The organism is Hyphomicrobium sp. (assembly GCF_041659645.1).
Lineage (GTDB): Bacteria > Pseudomonadota > Alphaproteobacteria > Rhizobiales > Hyphomicrobiaceae > Hyphomicrobium_B.
Genome location: NZ_JBAZXX010000003.1, coordinates 254,012 through 275,212, shown reverse-complemented (window position 1 = coordinate 275,212; position 21,201 = coordinate 254,012). Strand labels below are relative to the sequence as shown.

The 21,201-nt window shown below is 59.5% G+C and carries 21 protein-coding genes and 1 tRNA gene; 12 read left to right on the top strand and 10 right to left on the bottom strand.

The features are described 5' to 3' along the window. The first annotated feature begins 117 nt into the window (after positions 1–117). Both WC811_RS11190 and WC811_RS11185 read left to right on the top strand, forming a co-directional pair. Positions 118–1,206 (top strand): glycine betaine/L-proline ABC transporter ATP-binding protein, encoded by a 1,089-nt coding sequence (locus WC811_RS11190; protein WP_372644443.1) that lies wholly within the window; start codon positions 118–120, stop codon positions 1,204–1,206. Next, complete coding sequence (locus tag WC811_RS11185; RefSeq protein ID WP_372644441.1) at positions 1,203–3,182, top strand: ABC transporter permease; 1,980 nt, start codon at positions 1,203–1,205, stop codon at positions 3,180–3,182. Before WC811_RS11190 ends, WC811_RS11185 begins: the two co-directional genes overlap by 4 nt. A gap of 25 nt (positions 3,183–3,207) precedes the next feature. Here the strand turns inward: WC811_RS11185 and WC811_RS11180 are convergent, their stop codons facing one another. After that, a complete protein-coding gene (locus WC811_RS11180; RefSeq protein WP_372644439.1) occupies positions 3,208–4,398 on the bottom strand; it encodes an acetyl-CoA C-acyltransferase in 1,191 nt (396 codons plus the stop codon). A 127-nt stretch (positions 4,399–4,525) separates the two neighbouring features. Between WC811_RS11180 and WC811_RS11175 the strand changes: the two genes are divergently transcribed. The 3 genes from WC811_RS11175 to WC811_RS11165 all read left to right on the top strand — a co-directional run bounded on the left by WC811_RS11175 (position 4,526) and on the right by WC811_RS11165 (position 6,602). Next, the gene (locus tag WC811_RS11175) at positions 4,526–5,038 is read left to right on the top strand and encodes a PaaI family thioesterase (RefSeq protein WP_372644437.1); all 513 of its coding nucleotides are present in this window, start codon (positions 4,526–4,528) and stop codon (positions 5,036–5,038) included. An 11-nt stretch (positions 5,039–5,049) separates the two neighbouring features. After that, on the top strand, positions 5,050–5,637 hold the full coding sequence (locus WC811_RS11170) for a TetR/AcrR family transcriptional regulator (RefSeq protein WP_372644435.1): 588 nt from the start codon (positions 5,050–5,052) through the stop codon (positions 5,635–5,637). A gap of 158 nt (positions 5,638–5,795) precedes the next feature. After that, a complete protein-coding gene (locus tag WC811_RS11165) occupies positions 5,796–6,602 on the top strand; it encodes an SDR family NAD(P)-dependent oxidoreductase (protein WP_372644433.1) in 807 nt (268 codons plus the stop codon). A gap of 62 nt (positions 6,603–6,664) precedes the next feature. Here the strand turns inward: WC811_RS11165 and WC811_RS11160 are convergent, their stop codons facing one another. Then, entirely contained in the window at positions 6,665–7,369 is a 705-nt protein-coding gene (locus WC811_RS11160) for a YoaK family protein (RefSeq protein WP_372644431.1), read from the bottom strand. Positions 7,370–7,566: 197 nt separating this feature from the next. On the opposite strand from WC811_RS11160, the gene WC811_RS11155 reads away from it, so the two are divergent. Next, entirely contained in the window at positions 7,567–7,962 is a 396-nt protein-coding gene (locus WC811_RS11155) for a DUF302 domain-containing protein (protein ID WP_372644428.1), read from the top strand. Positions 7,963–8,055: 93 nt separating this feature from the next. Continuing rightward, on the top strand, positions 8,056–8,583 hold the full coding sequence (locus WC811_RS11150) for a Dps family protein (RefSeq protein ID WP_372644426.1): 528 nt from the start codon (positions 8,056–8,058) through the stop codon (positions 8,581–8,583). Between the two features lie 46 nt (positions 8,584–8,629). Here WC811_RS11150 and WC811_RS11145 read toward each other — a convergent pair whose 3' ends face one another. The 4 genes from WC811_RS11145 to wrbA all read right to left on the bottom strand — a co-directional run bounded on the left by WC811_RS11145 (position 8,630) and on the right by wrbA (position 11,589). After that, the gene (locus WC811_RS11145; RefSeq protein ID WP_372644424.1) at positions 8,630–9,274 is read right to left on the bottom strand and encodes a flavin reductase family protein; all 645 of its coding nucleotides are present in this window, start codon (positions 9,272–9,274) and stop codon (positions 8,630–8,632) included. Between the two features lie 5 nt (positions 9,275–9,279). Next, positions 9,280–9,924, bottom strand: coding sequence for an alpha/beta hydrolase (locus WC811_RS11140; RefSeq protein WP_372644422.1), 645 nt, complete (start codon positions 9,922–9,924; stop codon positions 9,280–9,282). After that, the gene (locus WC811_RS11135) at positions 9,921–10,856 is read right to left on the bottom strand and encodes a ring-cleaving dioxygenase (protein WP_372644420.1); all 936 of its coding nucleotides are present in this window, start codon (positions 10,854–10,856) and stop codon (positions 9,921–9,923) included. The genes WC811_RS11140 and WC811_RS11135 overlap by 4 nt, the downstream gene beginning before the upstream one ends. A 133-nt stretch (positions 10,857–10,989) precedes the next feature. Further along, on the bottom strand, positions 10,990–11,589 hold the full coding sequence (gene wrbA / locus WC811_RS11130; RefSeq protein ID WP_372644417.1) for an NAD(P)H:quinone oxidoreductase: 600 nt from the start codon (positions 11,587–11,589) through the stop codon (positions 10,990–10,992). Between the two features lie 133 nt (positions 11,590–11,722). Between wrbA and WC811_RS11125 the strand changes: the two genes are divergently transcribed. After that, positions 11,723–12,640: a LysR family transcriptional regulator gene (locus tag WC811_RS11125; protein WP_372644415.1), complete on the top strand. Its 918-nt coding sequence runs from the start codon at positions 11,723–11,725 to the stop codon at positions 12,638–12,640. A gap of 1 nt (position 12,641) precedes the next feature. Here WC811_RS11125 and cobF read toward each other — a convergent pair whose 3' ends face one another. Then, positions 12,642–13,403, bottom strand: coding sequence for a precorrin-6A synthase (deacetylating) (cobF, locus tag WC811_RS11120; RefSeq protein ID WP_372644413.1), 762 nt, complete (start codon positions 13,401–13,403; stop codon positions 12,642–12,644). 139 nt (positions 13,404–13,542) lie between these two features. Between cobF and WC811_RS11115 the strand changes: the two genes are divergently transcribed. Then, a complete protein-coding gene (locus WC811_RS11115) occupies positions 13,543–14,952 on the top strand; it encodes a DUF6513 domain-containing protein (protein ID WP_372644411.1) in 1,410 nt (469 codons plus the stop codon). A gap of 16 nt (positions 14,953–14,968) precedes the next feature. On the opposite strand, the gene WC811_RS11110 is transcribed toward WC811_RS11115, so the two are convergent. Next, on the bottom strand, positions 14,969–15,955 hold the full coding sequence (locus tag WC811_RS11110) for an aldo/keto reductase (protein ID WP_372644409.1): 987 nt from the start codon (positions 15,953–15,955) through the stop codon (positions 14,969–14,971). A 143-nt stretch (positions 15,956–16,098) separates the two neighbouring features. Here WC811_RS11110 and WC811_RS11105 point away from each other — a divergent pair, with 143 nt between their 5' ends. Continuing rightward, entirely contained in the window at positions 16,099–17,031 is a 933-nt protein-coding gene (locus WC811_RS11105; protein WP_372644407.1) for a LysR substrate-binding domain-containing protein, read from the top strand. 37 nt (positions 17,032–17,068) lie between these two features. Here WC811_RS11105 and WC811_RS11100 read toward each other — a convergent pair whose 3' ends face one another. Next, a complete protein-coding gene (locus tag WC811_RS11100; RefSeq protein ID WP_372644405.1) occupies positions 17,069–18,124 on the bottom strand; it encodes an NAD(P)-dependent alcohol dehydrogenase in 1,056 nt (351 codons plus the stop codon). 511 nt (positions 18,125–18,635) lie between these two features. Here WC811_RS11100 and WC811_RS11095 point away from each other — a divergent pair. Next, positions 18,636–19,004, top strand: a complete 369-nt coding sequence (locus WC811_RS11095) for a hypothetical protein (protein ID WP_372644403.1) — start codon at positions 18,636–18,638, stop codon at positions 19,002–19,004. A 235-nt stretch (positions 19,005–19,239) separates the two neighbouring features. Continuing rightward, positions 19,240–19,316 (top strand) — tRNA-Met (locus tag WC811_RS11090). On the opposite strand, the gene WC811_RS11085 is transcribed toward WC811_RS11090, so the two are convergent. Further along, on the bottom strand, positions 19,295–20,860 hold the full coding sequence (locus WC811_RS11085) for a recombinase family protein (RefSeq protein WP_372644401.1): 1,566 nt from the start codon (positions 20,858–20,860) through the stop codon (positions 19,295–19,297). The genes WC811_RS11090 and WC811_RS11085 overlap by 22 nt on opposite strands. Positions 20,861–21,201: the final 341 nt, after the last annotated feature.

Below are 21,201 nucleotides of genomic sequence, written 5' to 3'. Positions count from 1 at the left end.
TGTTTCTCCTTTGCAGCACTCACTGAAACGCGACGGGAACCGAGAGCCATCGCAATGGCTTTTGGTTCCCTTTTTTTTGAGGCCACGACGCGCGTCCGCGCGATGGAGCGATCCCCGATGAACGACCAAGCGCTCCTGCGCGACAAGACCAAGCCGGCTGAGGACGATCGACCTGTAAAGTTGCTTTGTAAGGACGTTTGGAAGGTCTTCGGTGATGGGGCGAAGGCATTTCTTAGCAAGCACAATGGTGCGCCCACCTCGGAAGACCTGAACAAAGCCAAGCTCGTCGGCGCCGTCCGGCAAGCATCGCTCGAAGTCCGGCGCGGCGAAAACTTCATCGTCATGGGCCTTTCCGGCTCCGGCAAGTCGACGCTGGTGCGCTGTCTCTCCCGTTTGATCGAACCGACCTGGGGCACGATCGAGCTTGACGGCATCAATCTTCTGAAAGCCTCGCCCGACGAACTGATCGAGATTCGCCGCCACCGAATGGGCATGGTGTTTCAGCACTTCGCCCTGCTTCCGCATCTGACGGTGCTCGAGAATATAGCGTTTCCGCTGTCCGTTCAGGGCGTCGATCGCAAAACGCGCGAAGAGCGCGCGCGCAAGGTAATTGATCTCGTCGGCCTGGACGGACGCGAACAATTTTATCCACGCGAGCTTTCCGGCGGCCAGCAGCAGCGCGTCGGCATCGCGAGAAGTCTCGCCGTCGAGCCCGAGATCTGGTTCCTCGATGAGCCGTTCTCCGCGCTCGACCCCTTGATCCGCCGCGAAATGCAGTCCGAGCTTCTCCGCCTTCAGAGCGTGCTGAAGAAAACGATCGTCTTCATCACCCACGACTTTGACGAAGCAATCCGTTTGGCGGACCGCGTCGCAATCATGAAGGACGGAGAGATCATACAGACCGGCACGCCGGAAGAACTCGTTCTCCATCCAGCGACCGATTACGTCGCCGAATTCACGCGCGACGTGCAGCGCGCCAAGGTCATGTCGGCCGCCAGGCTGATGCGCCCCGTATTGTCCTCGGTGGAATACGGCGGAACGGTAAAGGCAACCGATAAAGTATCGACGTTTTCCGCCCGCATTGTCGGCGTGCGAAAGAACTTCCTCGTCACCGCCGCCGATGGCAGGTCCGTCGGCGAGGTGACGCCCGACGACGTGATTGATCTCCTTGCCGATCGCGATCAGCGCCAAGAGGCGCAGGCATGACCGTCGCGGACACTTCGACGCCGGTGCGGACGCCCGCAATTTCCACGCCGACGCTTATCTGGATTGTGGCCATTGCCATCGTCGCGATCCTTTACATGATCCCGGCCATTGCGCCGTGGGCGGTGAAATATCCCGATAGCGCGATCATTCCCGTGTCGAGTTGGATCTCGACGGCGATGGCGTGGCTGAAAACCAATTTCACTTGGCTGACGCGCGGCATCACCAGCATTTTCAATGTTCCCCTGCAGTGGGCGATCGACCTGCTCGCGAAAGGTTGGAAATCCGGATACGGCCCTGATGCCGTCGTCCTGCCGCGCCTGTCGTGGGTTGGCGTCTGCGCGGCGTTCACGATCGCTGGTTATAAATTCGGCGGTGGGCGTCTTGCTGCGGTCGCCGCCGGCTGCATGATTTACGTCGCGCTCTTCGGGCAGTGGACGAGCGCGATGCTAACTCTCGCCTTGATCGCGATCAGCGTGCCGCTGTGCGTCGCGGCCGGCTTGGCGCTCGGTGTGCTCGCCTATCGCAAGCCTTGGATCGACCGCGCCATCGTCGAGCCGATGCTCGATCTGATGCAGACGATGCCGACGTTCGCCTATCTCATTCCGATGCTGCTCTTGTTTGGCAACAGCCCCGTGTCCGGAATGCTCGCGACCGCCGTCTTCGCCATGCCGCCGATGGTGCGCGCGACCATTCTGGCTCTGAAACGCGTGCCGCACGAGATCGACGATTTCGGCGAAATGGTCGGCTGTACGCCGCACCAGAAGCTGTTGTGGGTGCTGCTTCCGTCGGGGCGCGCAACGCTCATGGTCGGCGTCAACCAGGTGATCATGCTCGCGCTCAATATGGTCATCATCTCCTCGATGATTGGCGCGGGCGGGCTCGGCTATGACGTTCTCCTTGCTCTCCGCGCCTTGAAAATCGGCCAAGGCATGGAAGCCGGTCTCGCGATCGTCGCGCTGGCAATCGTTCTTGATCGCTTGAGCCAGGCGGCGGCTGGCCAGCGGCCCACGATGCACGTGCCCGACCAGAGTTTCGTACAGCGAAATCTTATGCTGGTGCTCGCTGTTGGCATCCTCGCTCTGACGACGGTTCTTAGCGTTTATCTTCCTGCGTTCGCGGCGGTTCCGGCCGCAATCAAGATCTCGACCGCGCCGTGGTGGAAAGAGGTCGTCGATTGGATCAACATCCATTTCTTCGACGCCATCGAAGCATTCCGTACCTTCCTCATTCTCTACATCCTGAATCCGATTCGCGACTTCCTTGTCGCTTTCCCCTGGCTCGGCATGGTCCTGCTCGTCGGCCTCGCAGGCTATCGGCTCTCCGGCCCCCGCCTCGCTATTCTCGTCGCCCTCATGACGTCGTTCTGCGCCGTCACGGGGCTCTGGGAGAAGTCGATGGCGACCCTCTATCTCTGCGGCGCATCGGCCATCATTGCCGGGATCTTCGGAATTGCAATCGGCGTTGCCGCATCGCGCAGCGATCGCTTGGCGGCGTTCTTGGCGCCCGTCCTCGATACCTTGCAGACGCTTCCGTCGTTTTGTTTCATCATCCCGGTCGTCATGCTGTTCCGCGTCGGCGACGTGACGGCTATGATCGCGACGGTCCTGTTCGCGATCGTGCCGGCCATCCGCTACACGAACCACGGTATCCGGCAGGTTCCCGAAAGTCTCATTGAAGCCGCGACCGTATCGGGATGCACGCCCCGCCAGATGTTCTGGCGCGTCCAGCTGCCGCTCGCGTTGCCCGAAATCATGCTGGGCATCAATCAAACGGTGCTGCTGGCGCTCAGCATGATCATCATCTGCGCGATGATCGGAACGCGCGATCTCGGGCAGGAAGTCTTCATCGCGCTCGCCAAAGCCGACGCCGGGCGTGGCCTTACAGCCGGCTTCGCGATCGCCTTCATCGGTATTGTCGCCGATCGCCTGATCAGGGCGTCGACCGATAGACTCCAATCGCGGTTGGGCCTCGTTTGAGCGAGGTCCAGCCGCGAAGCTTCGTTTAGTGGATGACGCGTTCGATGGCGATGGCCGTCGCTTCGCCGCCGCCGATGCAAGCCGAGGCGATACCCTTCGTCGCGCCTTGGCGTTCCAGCGCATGGAGCAGCGTCACGATCAACCGCGCGCCCGTGGCCCCGATCGGGTGTCCGAGCGCGCATGCGCCACCATTCACGTTGAGTTTATCGCGCGGAATGGAGAGATCCTTTTGCGCGGCCATCGCGACGGCTGCGAATGCTTCGTTGATCTCATAAAGATCGACATCGCCGGCCTCCCATCCCGCCTTCGCCAATACCTTGCGGATGGCGGGGATCGGCGCAGTCGTGAACCAGGCTGGTTCTTGGCTGTGCGTCGCGTGCGCGCGGATCTCGGCGAGTATCGGAAGCCCGTCGCGCTCCGCGATAGAGCGGCGCGTCAGCACCAGCGCCGCGGCGCCATCGGCGTTTGCCGATGAACTCGCGGCCGTGATCGTTCCGTTCGCTCGGAACGCTGGTTTCAGCTTCGGAACCTTCTCGGGCGAGACCTTGAGTGGATTTTCGTCATCCGCCACGATCTTTTCGCCGTCCTTCGTCGTGATCGTGATCGGAGCGATTTCGGCCTTGAAGGCGCCAGACTGAATAGCGTTTCGAGCCCGCGTCAATGTCTCGATCGCGAAGGTATCCTGATCGGCGCGCGTGAACTGATAGGCTTCGGCAGTCGCCTCGCCGAAGTCGCCCATGCTCCGACCCTTTTCGTAAGCGTCTTCGAGACCGTCGACCAACATGTGGTCGAGGATCTGGCCGTGCCCGACCCGGAATCCTCCGCGGGCTTTCTGCAGCAGGTAGGGGGCGTTCGACATCGACTCCATGCCGCCGGAGATGACGATGTCGGCGGAGCCCGCAGCCAGGAGATCGTGACCGAGGAACGTCGCCTTCATGCCAGATCCGCAAACTTTGTTGATGGTTGTCGCCCCGGTCGCGTCGGGAAGTCCCGCCGCCCGGGCCGCCTGACGGGCGGGCGCCTGCCCCTGCCCCGCCGAAAGCACGTTGCCGAATAGAATCTCGTCCACCTTCTCAGGCGCGACACCGGCCCGATCGAGAGCGGCCCGGATGGCGTGAGCGCCAAGATCGGAAGCCCGCAAAGGTGCGAGATCGCCTAGAAACCGCCCGAGCGGCGTTCTGACCGCGGACACGATGACGATCGGATCTTGCGACATTGTTCGGCTCCCTCAACCCTCTTGGCTATTCATGACGGACGACATAATATATGACGCGTGTAATGCAAGGCTGCGCTGTCGCCGGCAACACCGAATGTTGACGCACCTCAATGTGGAGACGGAACAAATGAAATCTGATGGCGGTCCAATCTCAACGGGACTCGTTCCGTCGGATGTGGCGGCGTCGATGTCGGGCGTCGATTTTCTTGCTGCGTTGCGGGATGGTACTTTGGTCGCTCCACCGTTCAGCGCGACGGCCAATATCCGCCCGCTATCGGTCGAGCGCGGGCATGTCGCATTCGAAGGGACGCCGTCTGAACAGTTCTACAATCCCATGGGGTCGGTCCACGGCGGTTGGATCGCGACACTTCTCGACACCGCAATGGCGTGTGCTATTCAATCGATGTTGCCTGCCGGACAAACCTATACGACGCTGGAACTCAAGACCAATTTTGTGCGCCCGGTATCCGCGTCGACCGGCCCGCTGCGCTGCGACGGTATCGTACTTTCGTTCGGCGGCCGCATAGCGAGTTCGGAGGGGAAAGTCTTCGATAAGGAAGGGAACCTCGTCGCTCATGGGACGGAGACGTGCTTGATCATGGGACGGCGCAACGGCACGGCGTCACAAGCTGAGGCCTAAGGAGAAAAGCAATGCCGCGAGTATCGCGCAAGGAAGCAGATCAACACCGCGAAGATGTCCTCAAGGCGGCGTCCAGGCTTTTTCTCGAACACGGCATCGACGGCGTCAGTGTGCCGGCGGTGATGGCCGAGGCTGGCCTGACGCATGGCGGATTTTACGGGCATTTCGACTCGAAAGAAGCTCTCGTTGCCGAAGCTTGCATGCGCGCATTCGAGGATAGGCGCGGCACCTACGATGGGATTGAGGACCGCAACGGCACGGATAAGAAGTCGGCGCGGGCGGAATTCATCAAGCGCTACACCACAAAAGGCCACCGCGATGCGATCGGCCTCGGTTGCCCCGCGGCCGCGATGTGCGGCGACATCGCGCGCGAAAACCCAAAGGGCCAGATCCGTACTGCTTTTTTGTCTGGCTTCAATTCGATGGTCGAACGATTAACGCCGCTTCTGTCGCGTAAGAAGAAGGCTGCGTCGCGCGAAGATGCTTTGGCGCAAATTTCGATGCTCGTTGGCGCACTTGTGCTGTCGCGATCGACAAAGGGGTCGCCCGTCTCGGACGAGATCATGCAGTCGGTCCGGACAGCGCTCCTGGAAGAATAGCCCGGTTGAAGACTATCGGCCGTTAACGTCGTTCCGCGCATGGTCGCCGCATCGGCAGCCATGCGAAATATGCGCATTCATTTTACATGTTGATAGAAATATATAAAGACCGACGAGAATAATCGAGAAGCAAGCAATATCAGAGAAAGGATTCCACAATGTCGAATTCAAAGGGCACGGCGCTCATTACAGGAGCATCGACCGGCATAGGCGCCGTTTACGCGAATCGCCTCGCCAAACGTGGCTATGACGTCATCCTGGTCGCGCGCGACGCGAAGCGGTTGGCGGAACAGGCTGCTCGCATCAAGGCCGAGACGGGCCGATCGGCGGAGGTCATGGCCGCGGATCTCACCGCCAAAACCGATCTCGCGAAAGTCACGAAACGGCTACGTGACGATCAGACGATTTCCCTGCTCTTGAATAACGCGGGCGTGGGTTCCAATGCTCCCTTCGCGGGAGCCGACCTTGATGAACTCGACAAACTTATCGATCTCAACGTCACCGCCGTCACGCATCTCGCGTCGTCCGCAGCCGCCAATTTCTCCGCTAAGAAATCCGGAACGATCATAAATCTCGCGTCCGTCCTGGCACTGGCGCCTGAGATTGCGAGCGCCGCTTACTGCGCCTCGAAAGCTTACGTCCTGAGCCTGTCGTTGACGATGAATACCGAGCTGACCGGCACCGGCGTGCGCGTTCAGGCCGTTTTACCCGGTGCAACGCGAACGGAAATCTGGGAGCGGGCCGGTATCGACGTTAGCAAATATCCGCCCGAGATGATCATGGACGTCGAGCCGATGGTTGACGCGGCGCTCGCCGGATTGGACCTGGGCGAACTCGTGACGATACCGTCATTGCCGGATATCGCGGACTGGGAAAGTTTGAACGCTGATCGCCTCGCGCTTCGGCCCAATCTCTCTCGTAATGAGCCGGCAGCCCGATACAAGACGGCGCGCGTGGCTGCTTAGTTCTGTCGCTTCGTTTCTAAAAACGCCGCCGGCGGGCGGCGGCGTTTTTTTGCCTTCGCGGTTCAGGTCGAAGCTTTCTGCATCGTCTCGCGAAGATAAAAGGCCACCGTAACAGCGCCCAACAGCGGAGCGCCGACGAAGACCCATTCCTTATAGTGCGCATAGATGAGGGCCGAGGCCGCGCAACCGAGCGCGAAGGCGACGATACCGTCGAGCAGATTCGTGACTCGGGCTTTCACGGCGGGCTTCGCGTCCGCTGGAATGCCGTGAAACAGATCCGCGAGATCAAGCATCGCCTGCGTTGTCGTTCCCGTCATGATGGTGGTGGGTGGATAGTTCGCGAGATGGATACGGTGGAATGCGTTTTGTATGGCCATCGCGACCACGAGGATCAGGCCGGTGGCAATCGCTGGTATCGCGTCAGCATTGGGAAATGGTCCGTAGCGCACCGCAAGAATTCCAGCGATCATCATCAAAACCAGCTGTAATGTTAACCAGATTCCGAGGATCGGAAGGCCGCTCTTTTCGAGTCGGAAACGCAAAAGCCGCGTGCCGAATACGACGATGCAGAAGAGCGGGAGCGCCAATATCTTGGCGGCGGTATCAGAGGCGCCATGGGCGAGCGATGCCGCGAGCGTCACGAAGTTACCGGTCACATGAGATGTGAAAAGCCCATGCAAGGCGAGGAACCCCGCCGTGTCGACGTAACCGGCTGTAATGCTCAGCGCGGTCAGGACCGCAGGCAACGTCATGAAGCGGAGCGCCATTCTTTACCTCGCTGTCGGCATAGACATCCGACACGAATAGACGAGCGGCTCCGGCCCGTCACGGGGCGGGGAGCAAGGAATCGGCATTTGCAGCAATTTTTCGGAATGCACGATTTTGCGCTGACCCCGGTGGACAACGGCCGGTGGGGAGAGCTAACAGTGGCCACCGCAGGGCGGTCAGGAGGAGCGTAAGAACGATGGTCGAAGGACTGATCACGCTTCCAAGTACCCTTTCTCCGAAGGAGACCGCCGATAGGCTCGCAGCAGCGGTGACGAGTCGCGGGATGACCCTTATCGCGCGGGTCGATCACGCCGCCGCTGCCGCGAAAGTCGGCCTCGACCTGCGGCCGACCGAGGTGCTGATTTTTGGAAACCCAGCGGCCGGCACACTGCTTATGCAAGATATCCAGACCGTCGGCCTCGACTTGCCGCTGAAGGCGTTGGTCTGGCAGGATGACGCGTCAAGCGTATGGATTTCATACCAAGATTTAGGCTGGCTCGCGAAGCGCTATGGGCTAAGTGTTGGCAAACAGCAGACTATCGAGAAGATGGCGTCGTTAATGAAAACCGTCGCCGCGGAGGCTTGCGGATGACTTCAATCAAATCCGAGGTCCGCACGCCGTGATCTTGTACGCGCCAGGTTTTAAGTCCCCCGAGAGTATAGAAAAATCAAGGAAGATAGAGATATGAAAGCCGATACCGCTAAGAGCCGGCGCAAGGCCGCCCTCGACACACCGTCGCACTTCTCCGACAACGCCATTAAAGACATCTCCGGCGCTCTGTCGGCGCTGCTCGCGGATTTTTTCGCACTCTACATCAAGACGAAAAACTTCCACTGGCATATGTCAGGCCCAAACTTCCGTAGCTACCATCTGCTTCTTGATGAGCATGGCGAGCAGATCTTCGCGGCGACGGATGACATCGCCGAGCGCGCGCGCAAGCTTGGCGGCACGACGATCCGTTCGATCGGCCAGATCAACAGCCAGAAGCGCATTCTCGACAACGACGCCGATTACGTGACGCCGAACGATATGCTGGCGGAACTGCGTGACGACAATCTGCAGCTCGTCGATGAGATGCGCCAGGTTCACGACCTCTGCGATGAGCACGGTGACGTCGCAACAGCGAGCCTTCTCGAGAACTGGATCGACGAGGGCGAGCGCCGCGTATGGTTCCTCTTTGAATCGACACGCGGCATTCCTCACGAGGCGTAATCGGATTTGTGGATCATCAAATCTCGAATTTCTACGAGGCGCGAATTCAGTCTTGCGCCTCTTCCCTTTTCTGCATCGCCGCGTATGCCTCGGGGCGAGGCATTTCAAACATGTTATCTGTCGTCACGTATAATCCGCGGCCGTGCATGCGCCCGATGAGGTGCATCGCCGGCGTATCGACGTAGCTCTTCGCGATATTGAGCATCTTGGCATCGGCGATGTGCGCCTGCACCACTTCGCCAAGGGCGATCAGCTGATTGGCAAGCCTAATCGGCGTGTGAAGCCGGCATTCGAACGAGACGGGGCTGATCGCGATCCGCTCCGGTTTCACCTTGACTGACGGCAACGTGTCGAGCTTCGCGAGCACCAGTTCGTCGACATCCGGCGGAGCGTCGATCGACGTTAGGTTCATCGCCTCGGCCGCCTCGCGCGGCACCAGATTGACGACGAATTCGCCGGTATCGAGAATGTTGCGCGCCGTATCCTTCATGCTGCCGTCGCCGTCGGCCATGATGCCGACCGCAAGCAACGGCGGATCCTTGCTCATGGCATTAAAAAAACTGAACGGCGCCGCGTTGCGGACGCCGTTCTTGGAGAGTGTCGTCACCCAGGCGATGGGCCGCGGTACGATCGTGCTGGTCAGAAGCTTGTAGCGATCGTCTGCCGCAAGCGCTTCGAAGTCGAATTCCATTCGGTTCACCTGTTTGTGGGCGACACCACGCCCTGCAGGATCTTTTTAACGTGGTCCACTTCGTCCTGCACGATCGTATGCGCCATGCCGGGGTAGATCTTCTCGATCACATTGCCGCCAAGCTTGGTCAGCACCACCGTCGACTCCTGCACCCGTGCGAGCGGAATGTGAGAGTCGACGTCGCTGCAGCCGAGAAAGATAGGCGTATCCACAAGCGAACCCGTATAGTTTCTCGGCGTGCCTTCCGGCCCGATCAGCCCGCCGCTCAGCGCAACGACGCCCCCGAAACGACGAGCGTTACGCGCCGCGAACTCAAGCGCCAGACATGCCCCTTGGGAAAACCCAAGAAGTACGATCCGCTCGGACGGCATGCCCTGCCGTTCAAGATCCTCGACAACGCCCGAGAGCGTTTTGAGAGCGGCGCTCAGATACGGCTCGTTCTGGGAAATCGGCGCCATGAACGAATATGGATACCAGCTTCCCGACCGAGCCTGCGGCGCGACGTAGGCGACATCATTGGCATCGAACGCATCCGCGAGACCGAGCATTCCCTCGGCGCTCGCACCGCGTCCGTGTACCAGGATCATCGCCGCACGGGCGGCACCGATAGGTGCGCCCGCACGGATAACTTCTGAGGAGAGAGTCGTCATGCTGCCTTCTCCAATGGTTGCAGGATGGCCTCGATTTCCTTCCGCTGGCCTTCGAGGAACTCCGGCAGCTTTAATGCCTGTCCCAGAGAGGCCACCGGCTCATCGACGGCGAATCCCGGAGCGTCCGTTGCGATCTCGAAAATCACGCCGCCAGGTTCGCGGAAGTAGATCGACCGGAAGTAGTTGCGATCCATCTGCTCAGTCGCCTGGATGCGATGGTTCTCGACGAGCTTCTTGCGCATCTCGGCCTGGTCTTCGTCCGTCGCCGCGCGGAACGCGACGTGATGGACGGAGCCCCGGCCCATGCGCCCGGCCAAAAAACCCTTAGCCTCGCGGATCTCGACGACGCTGCCCGCAGCCGTGCCGTTCGCGACGAACCGCGTTACCGGTCCTTCGCTGGCCGCTTCGGTGAAGCCGAGGACGTCCGTCAGGATGGCACCGGTCCGCTGCACGTCTTCCAGCAAGAGCCGGATGCCGTAGAAGCCGCGAATAGCGTCTTCCGCCGGAACATCGCTGCCCTGCCAGGCCGCTTCGACTTCGGCACCCGCCACGCCGACGAGGGCGAGGCTCATGCCGTCGGGATCCGTGAACGACAGAACCGACTGTCCGAAGCGCTTCTCGATCGCATCATGGGGCACGCCCTTCTCAACAAAGCGGTGCGTCCAATAGCCGATCGCGCTCTCCGGAATGCGGAACATCGTCTGCTGCGCGAGCCCGACGCCGTTGCGGCCCTTTGCGGAATGTGCCCACGGAAAGAACGTCAGGATCGTGCCGGGCGTGCCGACTTCATCACCGAAGTAAAGGTGATAGGTGCCGGGATCGTCGAAGTTGACGGTCTTCTTGACGAGGCGAAGGCCAAGAACGTGCGTATAGAACTCGAGATTGCGAGACGCATCGCCAGCAATCGCAGTGATGTGATGGATGCCAGACATGGCTTGTCCTTTCTCTCGTTCGCACGAGATTTTGCTGTGTTGATCCGTAATGTGGTCTGCCGATCCGGCTCTGCAATCATCGCCGGTAGATGCAGACCGTCGCCATTTCGGCGACGGTCCGAAGTCGCGAGGCCTAAGCCGCTAGCTTTGCCGCAATCTGGGCAACGTGACGGCCCTGGAAGTGTGCTCCGGCCAATTCATTGGCCGAAGGTTGCCGCGAGCCGTCGCCACCCGCAATCGTCGTCGCGCCGTAAGGCGATCCGCCGGTGATTTCCTTGACGTCCATTTGGCCCTGAAACGAGTAGGGAAGGCCGACGATGACCATGCCGTGATGAAGCAGGACGGTGTGCGTCGACAGGATCGTGCTCTCCTGGCCGCCGTGCTGCGTGGCGGTTGATGAGAACGCGCTGCCGACCTTGCCGATCAGCTTGCCGCCGAACCACAGCCCGCCCGTCTGATCGAGAAAATTCTTCATCTGGGCCGGCATGTTTCCGAACCGTGTCGGCACCCCGACGATAATGGCGTCGTAATTCGGAAGCTCGTCGACGGTCGCGATCGGTGCAGCCTGATCGAGCTTGAAGTGCATTGCCTTCGCGACGTCTTCAGGCACCAGCTCCGGCACCCGCTTGATCGTGACCTCGGCGCCGCCTTCGCGGGCACCCGCCGCCACCGACTCCGCCATCTTCTCGATGTGGCCGTAGCTCGAATAATAAAGGACGAGAACTTTTGTCATCGGAGTGCTCCAGACACTTTGAAATTCGCTTTGTTCGGAGACCCAAGGCCGTCCGACGGTTGAAATATGGTCTGTTGACGAAAAATGCTCAATACACGATAATTAGCACGATCTGGTTCCAATTTGGATACAAATGGACAAGCTCGATGCTATGAGAGCGCTGGTGAAAGTCGTCTCCAGCGGCAGCTACGCCGAGGCGGCGCGTCGCCTGGGGTTGACGCGTTCGGCCGTCAGCAAGGGCGTCATGGAGCTTGAGCAGGCGCTCGGCGCACGTCTCCTGGATCGCACCACGCGCCGTGTCACGCCGACCGAAGCCGGGCTCGCCTACTATGAGCGCTGCGTCTCGATCCTGTCCCAGATCGAGGAGACGGAATCGCAGGTCTCCCGCCTCCACGACGAGCCGAAAGGTATCCTGAAGGTCAACGCGCCGATGTCGTTCGGCATGCTTTACCTCGGCAAGGCGATCTCCGACTTCATGATCCGCTTCGGAGAGCTCAAAGTCGAATTGGTGCTCACCGACAGGTTCATCGATCCGCTGGAAGAAGGCGCGGACATTACGTTGCGGATCGGCACCTTCACCGATTCGAGCTTGATCGCCCGCCGCATCGCGCCGGCGCGGATGATCCTCGCGGCGTCGCCCGAATACATCGAGAAGCACGGAGCCCCGCTGTCGCCTGCCGACCTGATCGATCATCGCTGTCTGAGCTATGGCCATTCGACGTCGATGCAACGCTGGCATCTAACCGATAAGGGCCAGCCCGTCTCGATCGCGATCGGCGCATGCCTGTCGTCCAACAACGGCGACGTCCTGCGCGACGCGGCGGTTCAAGGCATCGGCATCGCCAACCTGCCGACATTCATTGTTGGCCAGGACGTCTCGGCCGGGAGACTGAAACTTGTTCTGCCGGACAATCGGCCCGCCGATCTCAGCATCCACGCGCTCTATGCGCCGAACCGCTATCTCGCGGCGAAAACCCGCGTCTTCATTGATTTCCTCGTCGAGCGCTTCGGCAAAAACCCGTCTTGGGACAACTTCGAAGGAAAATCTTGAGTTAGGGTTTGGGGGCACGCCGAAGCAGGTACGTGTCCATGATCCAACCCTTGCGCTGCCTCTCTTCCGCGCGCGCCGCTTCGATCGCGGAGACGCACTCCTTGAGCTTGCCCGAAATCAAAATCTGATCCGGCGTACCGAGGTAAGCGCCCCAGAAAATCTCGACGTCCTCGTCGATCAGCGCTCGAAGCCCCGACCCATTGTCGAGCATCACGACCGCCGTATCGACTTTCTCCGGCAACCCTTCGAGAATCAGTCTGCCCGTCGTGATGTGAACCGGCTCGCCGATAGGGTTCAGCGCGATTTTATGCTCAGCGGCAAGTGCCTGCACGCTCGTGATCCCGGGGATGATCTCGTATTCGAACGCCAACGCTCCATGCGCCAGAATCTGATCGATGACGCGCAAGGTGCTATCGTAGAGGGACGGATCGCCCCACACGAGAAACGCACCGACTTCGCCATCTTGCAGCTCGTCGGTGATGAGCGAGCTGAAGATCTCCGCCTTATCGTGATGCCATGCGTGGACACCTGATTTATAGTCGCCGCTCTGGTCGCGCACCGGCCCTGGAACCTCGACGATCCGATAGGATGGATCTTCGATGAAGCGTTCGCAAATCGTCCGCCGAAGATTGGCGAGATCTTCTTTCTCCTGCCCCTTGTCGAGAAAGAAGAACACATCGACCGAGTTAAGCCCTTTGACGGCTTGAATCGTAACGTAATCAGGGTTTCCGGCGCCGATACCGATGAGAAGGACCTTCTTCATGCGTGGGCATCTCCATTCTGCTGGGCGACGGAAATCGTAAATCTCGCGATTTGTCGACAGGGGATGAGCGGGACATTGCGCCGGGGGCCGTTCGGTGCCAATTCACGGGGGATATATTCGTAAAAGGAAATGCCCGCCAATGGCCAAGCGAATTGTGTTGGTGACCGGATCGCTGGCCGAGCCCCGCGTCAAGCGGATTGCGGAAGAGCTGAACAACTCCGATCTGGAACCGATCGTCGCCAACATTGGCGTGAAAGTCGCGGCCTTGATGACGACCGAGATCGTCGAGCGCCGCCTCAAGCTGCCCGAGCATGCCGACCGCGTCATTATGCCGGGCCGCTTTCGTGGCGACCTTGAGCGCCTGTCCGACCATTTCGGAACCCGTTTCGAGCGCGGCCCCGAGGAGATCGCCGACCTTCCAGAGTATCTCGGCCAAGCCGCAAGAAAGATTGATCTCTCCGAGCAGGATGTCACGATCTTCGGCGAGATCGTCGATGCAACGCTGCTGACGCCTGAGCAGATCGTCGAGCGCTCGCGCAAGTATCGAGCGGACGGCGCCGACGTCATCGATCTTGGCTGTCTGCCGGACAGTCCATTCCCACATCTTGAGGCGACAATTGCGGCCCTTCACGCCGACGGCGCTAAGGTCAGCGTCGATTCCTTTAACGCCGAAGAACTTTCGCGAGCCACGCGGGCGGGCGCGGATTACCTTTTCTCGCTATCCGAAACGACGATCTCCATCGTTGATGAAGGCCCCGCCGCGCCAATCCTGATCTCCGCTGGCGCCGCCGACATGGACTCGCTTGATCGCGTCATCGACATCATGATCGCCAAGGGGCGCCCATTTTTTGCCGACCCGATCCTCGATCCGATTCACTATGGCTTCACGGCGTCGGTCGCCCGCTATTACGATTTGCGCAAGCGTCGCCCAGACATCCCGATCCTGATGGGCATCGGCAACGTCACCGAACTGACCGACGCCGATACGACAGGCATCAACGCCATCCTGATGGGTATGTGCTCAGAGCTTCACATTACGGCCGTGCTCGCCGTGCAGGTCAGTCCGCATTGCCGGACGGCCATCAAGGAGTTCGACCGCGCGCGACGCGAATATTTCGCCGCTAGGAAAGCGAATGCGCTGCCCCAGGGCTTCGGCTCGGGCCTGATGGCGCTGCGCGATCGCAAAGGCTTCGCGTCGACTCCGGCGGAAATCAAATCGCTGGCGTCCGAGATCCGGGACCACAACTACCGCATCGAGGTCGCGGAAGACGGCATCCACATCTATAACCGCGAGGGCCACCACGTCTCCGACGATCCGTTCCAGCTTTACCCTCATCTTGATACCCGCGCCGATCCGGGCCACGCGTTCTATCTCGGCGTCGAGACGGCCCGAGCCGAGATTGCGTATCGGTTGGGCAAGCGCTACGCGCAAGACGAGCCGTTGGAATTCGGCGTCGTCGCCGAGACAAAAGGCTCGGCCGACGACGCGCACTTGATGAAATTCAAGGACGCCGGATCGACGTTGCAGAAATCTTCGAAGTCCGAGTAAGGCCGCTCAACGGACGTCAGATATCCACGAAGGACATCATGCGCTCGGTATATCGCGCGCCCGAAACGCCCTGCGAACTGGCTGCTTCATCGAGACGATCGACCTCGCCTGCGGTGAGTTCAAGTTTCGCCGCACCGAGATTTTCCTCAAGATACGCGCGTCGTTTCGTGCCCGGAATAGGAACGATGTGAGGGCTGGCGCCGAGGAGCCACGCCAGCGCCACTTGTCCGGGTGTTGCGTTATGTGCAGCGCCGATCTCCCGCGCGATCTCCGCGATCCGCATGTTGGCGTCGAAGTTTTCGCCCTGAATGCGCGGATCGTTACGCGAGCGATAATCGTCCGGCGGATACTCTTCGGCCCGCTTTGCATTGCCCGTCAAAAATCCGCGTCCGAGTGGGCTGAAGGGCACAAGTCCGATGCCGAGATCAAACAGCGTCGGCAAGATGCGGTCTTCGATGCCGCGCTCCCACAGCGAGTATTCGCTCTGCAAAGCCGAGACGGGCTGGACCGCGTGCGCCCTGCGGATCGTCTCTTCGCTTGCCTCTGACAGCCCGAAATAAAGAACCTTGCCTTCGGCGATCAGATCTTTGACGGCACCCGCCACGTCCTCGATCGCAACCTTCGGATCGACGCGATGCTGGTAGATGAGATCGATACGGTCCGTCTGCAGTCGCCGCAGCGAGGCGTCCACCACGTCGCGAATGTGCTCCGGACGGCTGTCGGTTCCGGAAATGCCCTTGTCGAACGTGAAGCCAAACTTCGTGGCAATGACAACCTTATCGCGCTTGCCTTTGAGCGCCCGCCCAAGAAGCTCTTCGTTGATAAACGGGCCGTAGGCTTCCGCCGTATCAAGGAAATTGCAGCCGAGCTCGATCGCGCGATCGATGGTCGCCACCGATTCAGCGTCGTCGGCGGCGCCGTAGGCATAACTCATGCCCATGCAGCCAAGGCCGATAGCCGAAACCTCAAGACCTTGTGCGCCGAGCTTGCGTTTCTCCAGCATCGTCTCACCTTTCAACGATATTGAGGGAAATTCGTAAAATCGCGGGGAAGCGGGCTTCCGCGAGCATCGGCCACATTTAAGTACGCAGGCTCATTGCGATAAGGTAATGAAATCCGAATAGGTCATTTGTCTTTGAGTGTATAATGCGCGGAAGCGAGTTTGCCGAGCTTCGCGCCTTCGTGACAATTGCCGAGCAAGGCAATTTTGCGCGGGCCGCCGCTCATCTGAGAATTGCACCATCGACCTTGAGCCAGACGATACGTGAGCTTGAAAAGCGGCTCGGCGTCCGGTTGCTGAACCGCACGACGCGAAGCGTCTCTCTCACCGAAGCTGGTCAGCGCCTCTTGGTCCGCTTCAAGCCGGCTCTTGAGGAAATGCAGGAGGCCGTGCGCGACGTCCAAAATCTGAGCGATGTCCCCGCCGGAACGGTGCGCCTTCATGCGCCGCGCAAGGCGGCGTCTGTGCTGGTCGAGCCGCACTTGGGAAGGTTCGCCAGGTCCCATCCCGACATCGTGCTCGACATCACGATTGACGATGCCGTTGTGAACATTGTGGAGGAAGGGTTTGATATCGGCATTCGCCTCGGCGAATTGCTTGATGAAGATATGGTCGCGGTGAAGCTCGGCAGCGACATCAGAATGTGCGCGGTCGCGTCTCCCGAATACGTCGCCAAACACGGCATGCCAGCTAATCCCGGCGATCTTCACAATCACCGTTGCATCAACTGGCGCTGGGCGGGCCGCAACGGAATCTATAACTGGGAGTTCTTCAAGGGCGGGCATTGGATGTCGGTGGCAGTCGACGGCCCGCTCATCGTCTCCTGCAGCGACATGGCCATCAGCGCCGCCGTGCAGGGCGTCGGCGTTGCATTCTGGGCAGAGTATGCGGTTCGGCCGTTCATTGCGAAAGGCCAACTCGTGCCGATGCTGGAAGAATTCTCGCCGTATTTTCCGGGCTGGTATCTCACCTATCCGCGGCAGAAGCATATGTCGGGAGCTGTACGCGCGGTCGTCGAATTTCTCCGCTGCCACGGCAATCCGATTGAGATGCAGAGTGAAGAATTGGCGCCAGTCTGATTGCCGGTATCTGATCGGCTGGCGCCAAAGTGCAATCTCAGTTGAATGTCGCCATATCGATGACGAAGCGATATTTGACATCGCTCTTGAGCATCCGATCGTAGGCGTGATCGATATCTTTCATCGCAATCATCTCGACGTCAGAGGTAATTCCCCGCTCCGCGCAGAAATCGAGCATTTCCTGCGTTTCAGCTATGCCGCCGATTAGCGAGCCCGCGATCGCGCGCCGCCCAAAGATAAGAGGGGCGACCGAAGGCGACGGGTGCGGATGTTCCGGTACGCCGACAAGCGTCAACGTGCCGTCGTGCTTCAGAAGATTCGTGAAAGGATCGAGATCATGTGATGCAGCGACGGTATTCAGGATGAAAGCGAAGCTGTCCGCGTGTGCCGCCATTTCATCGGCGTTTTTCGATACGACGACCTCGTTGGCGCCGAGATCGAGCGCCGCCTGTCGCTTCGACTCCGATGTCGTGAAGGCCACGACATGCGCGCCGAGCGCGTGCGCGAGCTTGACGCCCATATGTCCGAGACCGCCGATTCCGACGATCCCAACCTTCTTGCCGGGCCCGACGTTCCAATGCTTGAGCGGCGACCATGTCGTGATACCGGCACAAAGCAACGGCGCCGTGGCGGCAAGTTGATCATCCGAGTGCCGGACATTGAGCACGAAATGCTGATCGACGACGATCTGCTTGGAATATCCGCCGAACGTATTTGGCAGCCCGCCCTTTGCAGCGCCGTTGTAAGTGCCGGTGAAGCCATGCGGTCCGGCGCAGAATTGCTCGAGATCGTGCTCGCAGGGACTGCACGTCCGGCAACTATCGACCATGCAGCCGACTCCGGCCATATCGCCTTCCGCGAAGTTTTTGACGTCGTTGCCGACGGAGGTCACGCGTCCGATGATTTCATGGCCCGGAACACACGGATAAAGAATCCCCGGCCACTCGCCGCGCGCGGTGTGAAGATCTGAATGGCAGACGCCGCAATAGAGAACGTCGATAACGACGTCGTTCGGGCCGGGCTCTCGACGATCGACCGTAATCGGTCCGAGCGGCGCCTTTGCTGTCGCCGCGGCGTAGGCTTTTGTCTGCATGATTTTCCCTTGTGCTTTCGTGGCGCCGAAATCTTTTCGTTGCGTCCAAAATAGGAGCATTCCCACGGTCCTTATTTGGCGAATGCGCCCGATCAGGAGAATAGCGCGGAAACCGAATGCCGTGTTCGATTTCGAGGAACAATACGCTACGCCTCAGCGAATTCGGCAGGGGCGGGTGTGCGCCGGTGTGGACGGATGAGCGCATCGCCTTGAGCATCACCGGGCGAGCATTTGCGGCTGAGAGAATAGCCGAAATCAAAAAACGATATTCCGGAAGAAAGCCAGATCTGGATTGCTCTCGTATTGCTAAACCATGACGAGCATAGAGAATAAAGAAGGAATCAATGATTGCATCGTTGGCTATCAAATAGGGAGAAAAAGTTCCGTATCCCAGTGCGCCAAATATTTAATTCCGGGAATTGATAGAAAACAATTGAAATTAACCCTTCATTAACCGAAACACTGCGGACTAGACATTACGGCATCCCTTAACATTGGATTGAATAACGCTATGTTTTCCCGGCTTTTCATCGCTCTGGCGCTATCGGCGGCAATGTCGCTTGCGGGTGCTGAGGTGGGCGTTGCCCAGAGCCTGAGCGACTCTTCACTGACGATGAATTCGAACTGGTCCAGCGGCTATATGGGACTAGGCGGCAATTTGGGCAGCGCAATCAAGCATCGCCAGCGCAACCGCGAGCGGCCGGCCAAATTCGCTTCCGCTAAGCCTGCACGGACAGAACATCGTGTGGCCAACCGCAAAGCGCGCGGCGCGGTGGCAAAGCGAGACACCAACAGCGAGGCGCCAGTGTATCTCATCGCTCAGTCGCTCGATCACTCAGGGCTGACGATCAACACCATGCGCTTGCACGGCGGTCTCTGATTTCTTCGTTTTGACCGCAGCACCGAAGGCCGCGATCGCACCCCTCCTTCAGCGGCAAATCGCGCGCGGCACTACGGAATACGGGGGTTCTCAACAGGTCCGAACAGAATTCCCAAGATAGGGGTTTCCAGACGGATTTTTTGTGCTATAGCCCCCCTTCTGGCCGCTCGGAAACGAGCGGCCTTATTTATCCGGAGAAGCGCTTAGACCGTTAAGGTCATTGCGCTTTTGGTAACGCGGGGTGGAGCAGCCCGGTAGCTCGTCAGGCTCATAACCTGAAGGTCGTTGGTTCAAATCCAGCCCCCGCAACCATAATTACAGTCCGGTGCCGCCTGTAGGGCGGCCACGTCAATTCCGGCCGTTACTTCAAGCGCTTGGTGGTGCCGGGCTTTGTTAGGCGTAACGACAATCCGGCGCACCAGGCCCCGCACCAAGTCGAACGCCTCCCGCTCGTCAGCCAAGCCCTCGATTTTCCCACAGCGAAGATTGTCGACAATCAGCCGGTACTTTTGTCGCTCGTCGGTCGAGGGAACTTCCGGAGCGCAAATCGGCTCCCTTGCCAATTCCAACGACAGCGACCGTTTCTTGGCTGCCAACTCATTCAATCGCGGTCCCGCAACGCCGGGATCGACGTGCCCGTCTTCAACCATACGCATCAGCCGAGCGAATTTTCGCTCGACCTCTCCGATCTCAATTTCAAATTGACCTCGTGAGATCTTTTGATTGCTTTGCAATCTAGCCAACTCCTGTCGATATGCATCAACAGCAGCCTCAACCATTTCATCACTCAACAAGTGCGAAGAAACGGCCGATAACACCCGGCTTTCGATTTCTGACATGCGTATGATGCGGCTATCGACGCACGTACCGCTGTTTGTCTGCGCCGAGCATCGCATGTGATCCTTGGTGGCAATATTGTAGCGGGCGCCGCAACACCCGCAGTGAACGAGGCCCGATAGCAAGCGTTGAGGACCACGTTTCAGATGAATCATCGGACCGCCGCGGGATTCGCGAATGGTCTGAACCTTGAGCCAGAGTCCTTCCTCAATTATGCGCAGGTCGGGGACCTCTTGGCGCAACCATGCGGATCTTGGGTTCACGCGAGAGACGCGCTTGCCTGTGGCCGGATCTTTCAAAAACTGCTGACGGTTGTAAACAATGACGCCTCGGTAGAGTTCGTTGTTGAGAATGCCATTCCCACGCTTCGGCGAACCGACAACCGCCGACAGGTTCCAAGCACGACCTGTAGGGCCGGGATGCCCCTCGCGATTCAAATCCTTTACGATTGGAAGCGTGCCGCGTCCGGAAGCATACTCCTCGTAGATTCGCCGAACGATAGATGCTTCCTTTTGATTGATGACACGCTGTCCGCGGTCATTTTCGGCATGCACGACGTCATAGCCATAGCTGCGGCCACCGGGAATGCGGCCGGCTTTAACCCGGCCGATCTGGCCGCGCCGGGTTTTTTGCGCCAAGTCCTTCAAAAAGAGAGCCGCCATCGTGCCTTTAAGCCCGACATGAATCTCGCTGACCTGACCGTCGGCCAAAGTCTCGATCTGAATGCCCCAGAATGTCAGGCGTTCGTAAAGCGCTGCGATATCGGCTTGGCTACGCGACAGCCGATCTAAGCTTTCTGTCACCACAACGTCGAATTTTTGCGCGGCTGCGTCGCTCATTAATTTCTGAATTCCGGGCCGGTTGACGACAGCCGCTCCAGATATCCGAGCATCCTCGATCACTGATACGACCGTAAGGCCACGCGCGCCGGCATATTGCCTAGCGAGTGTGACTTGATCAGTGATGGAGCGCGCGTCCTGCAAATCGCTCGAGAACCGCGCGTAAATGGCGCAACGCATCTGCTCCTCCATGATCCCGGCTCAATTAGGTGGGGCGTCGCCTCCGGGCTTATCATCAACCTCCGCAGCGACTGCGGCGGAATGTTGGTGGGCCAACTTTTCAAAAGCCCGACGCGCCGCCAGCCTGCCGAGCGACTGCGCCAGGCTTAGCAATTCTTTGCTTTTAAGTGTGTGCCCGATCGCTGGGACCGACTGGTCCTCTTGGGTCCAGAATATCGTGACTTCTACACTCGCACGGCTGGGGTGACGGGCTCCGTCCATAGGCGTTTCAGGCGTGACGAGCGATTTAGTCACGCGGTCCCCCCGAAGAAGCAGCTGGCTTGCTCGAGCGTGCAGAACTT

What these genes read in the sequence shown, in the direction of transcription:
- WC811_RS11190 (WP_372644443.1), top strand. Translation starts at nt 118, where the DNA reads ATGAACGACCAAGCGCTCCTGCGCGACAAGACCAAGCCGGCTGAGGAC.
- WC811_RS11185 (WP_372644441.1), top strand. Translation starts at nt 1,203, where the DNA reads ATGACCGTCGCGGACACTTCGACGCCGGTGCGGACGCCCGCAATTTCC.
- WC811_RS11180 (WP_372644439.1), bottom strand. Translation starts at nt 4,398, where the DNA reads ATGTCGCAAGATCCGATCGTCATCGTGTCCGCGGTCAGAACGCCGCTC.
- WC811_RS11175 (WP_372644437.1), top strand. Translation starts at nt 4,526, where the DNA reads ATGAAATCTGATGGCGGTCCAATCTCAACGGGACTCGTTCCGTCGGAT.
- WC811_RS11170 (WP_372644435.1), top strand. Translation starts at nt 5,050, where the DNA reads ATGCCGCGAGTATCGCGCAAGGAAGCAGATCAACACCGCGAAGATGTC.
- WC811_RS11165 (WP_372644433.1), top strand. Translation starts at nt 5,796, where the DNA reads ATGTCGAATTCAAAGGGCACGGCGCTCATTACAGGAGCATCGACCGGC.
- WC811_RS11160 (WP_372644431.1), bottom strand. Translation starts at nt 7,369, where the DNA reads ATGGCGCTCCGCTTCATGACGTTGCCTGCGGTCCTGACCGCGCTGAGC.
- WC811_RS11155 (WP_372644428.1), top strand. Translation starts at nt 7,567, where the DNA reads ATGGTCGAAGGACTGATCACGCTTCCAAGTACCCTTTCTCCGAAGGAG.
- WC811_RS11150 (WP_372644426.1), top strand. Translation starts at nt 8,056, where the DNA reads ATGAAAGCCGATACCGCTAAGAGCCGGCGCAAGGCCGCCCTCGACACA.
- WC811_RS11145 (WP_372644424.1), bottom strand. Translation starts at nt 9,274, where the DNA reads ATGGAATTCGACTTCGAAGCGCTTGCGGCAGACGATCGCTACAAGCTT.
- WC811_RS11140 (WP_372644422.1), bottom strand. Translation starts at nt 9,924, where the DNA reads ATGACGACTCTCTCCTCAGAAGTTATCCGTGCGGGCGCACCTATCGGT.
- WC811_RS11135 (WP_372644420.1), bottom strand. Translation starts at nt 10,856, where the DNA reads ATGTCTGGCATCCATCACATCACTGCGATTGCTGGCGATGCGTCTCGC.
- wrbA (WP_372644417.1), bottom strand. Translation starts at nt 11,589, where the DNA reads ATGACAAAAGTTCTCGTCCTTTATTATTCGAGCTACGGCCACATCGAG.
- WC811_RS11125 (WP_372644415.1), top strand. Translation starts at nt 11,723, where the DNA reads ATGGACAAGCTCGATGCTATGAGAGCGCTGGTGAAAGTCGTCTCCAGC.
- cobF (WP_372644413.1), bottom strand. Translation starts at nt 13,403, where the DNA reads ATGAAGAAGGTCCTTCTCATCGGTATCGGCGCCGGAAACCCTGATTAC.
- WC811_RS11115 (WP_372644411.1), top strand. Translation starts at nt 13,543, where the DNA reads ATGGCCAAGCGAATTGTGTTGGTGACCGGATCGCTGGCCGAGCCCCGC.
- WC811_RS11110 (WP_372644409.1), bottom strand. Translation starts at nt 15,955, where the DNA reads ATGCTGGAGAAACGCAAGCTCGGCGCACAAGGTCTTGAGGTTTCGGCT.
- WC811_RS11105 (WP_372644407.1), top strand. Translation starts at nt 16,099, where the DNA reads ATGCGCGGAAGCGAGTTTGCCGAGCTTCGCGCCTTCGTGACAATTGCC.
- WC811_RS11100 (WP_372644405.1), bottom strand. Translation starts at nt 18,124, where the DNA reads ATGCAGACAAAAGCCTACGCCGCGGCGACAGCAAAGGCGCCGCTCGGA.
- WC811_RS11095 (WP_372644403.1), top strand. Translation starts at nt 18,636, where the DNA reads ATGTTTTCCCGGCTTTTCATCGCTCTGGCGCTATCGGCGGCAATGTCG.
- WC811_RS11085 (WP_372644401.1), bottom strand. Translation starts at nt 20,860, where the DNA reads ATGCGTTGCGCCATTTACGCGCGGTTCTCGAGCGATTTGCAGGACGCG.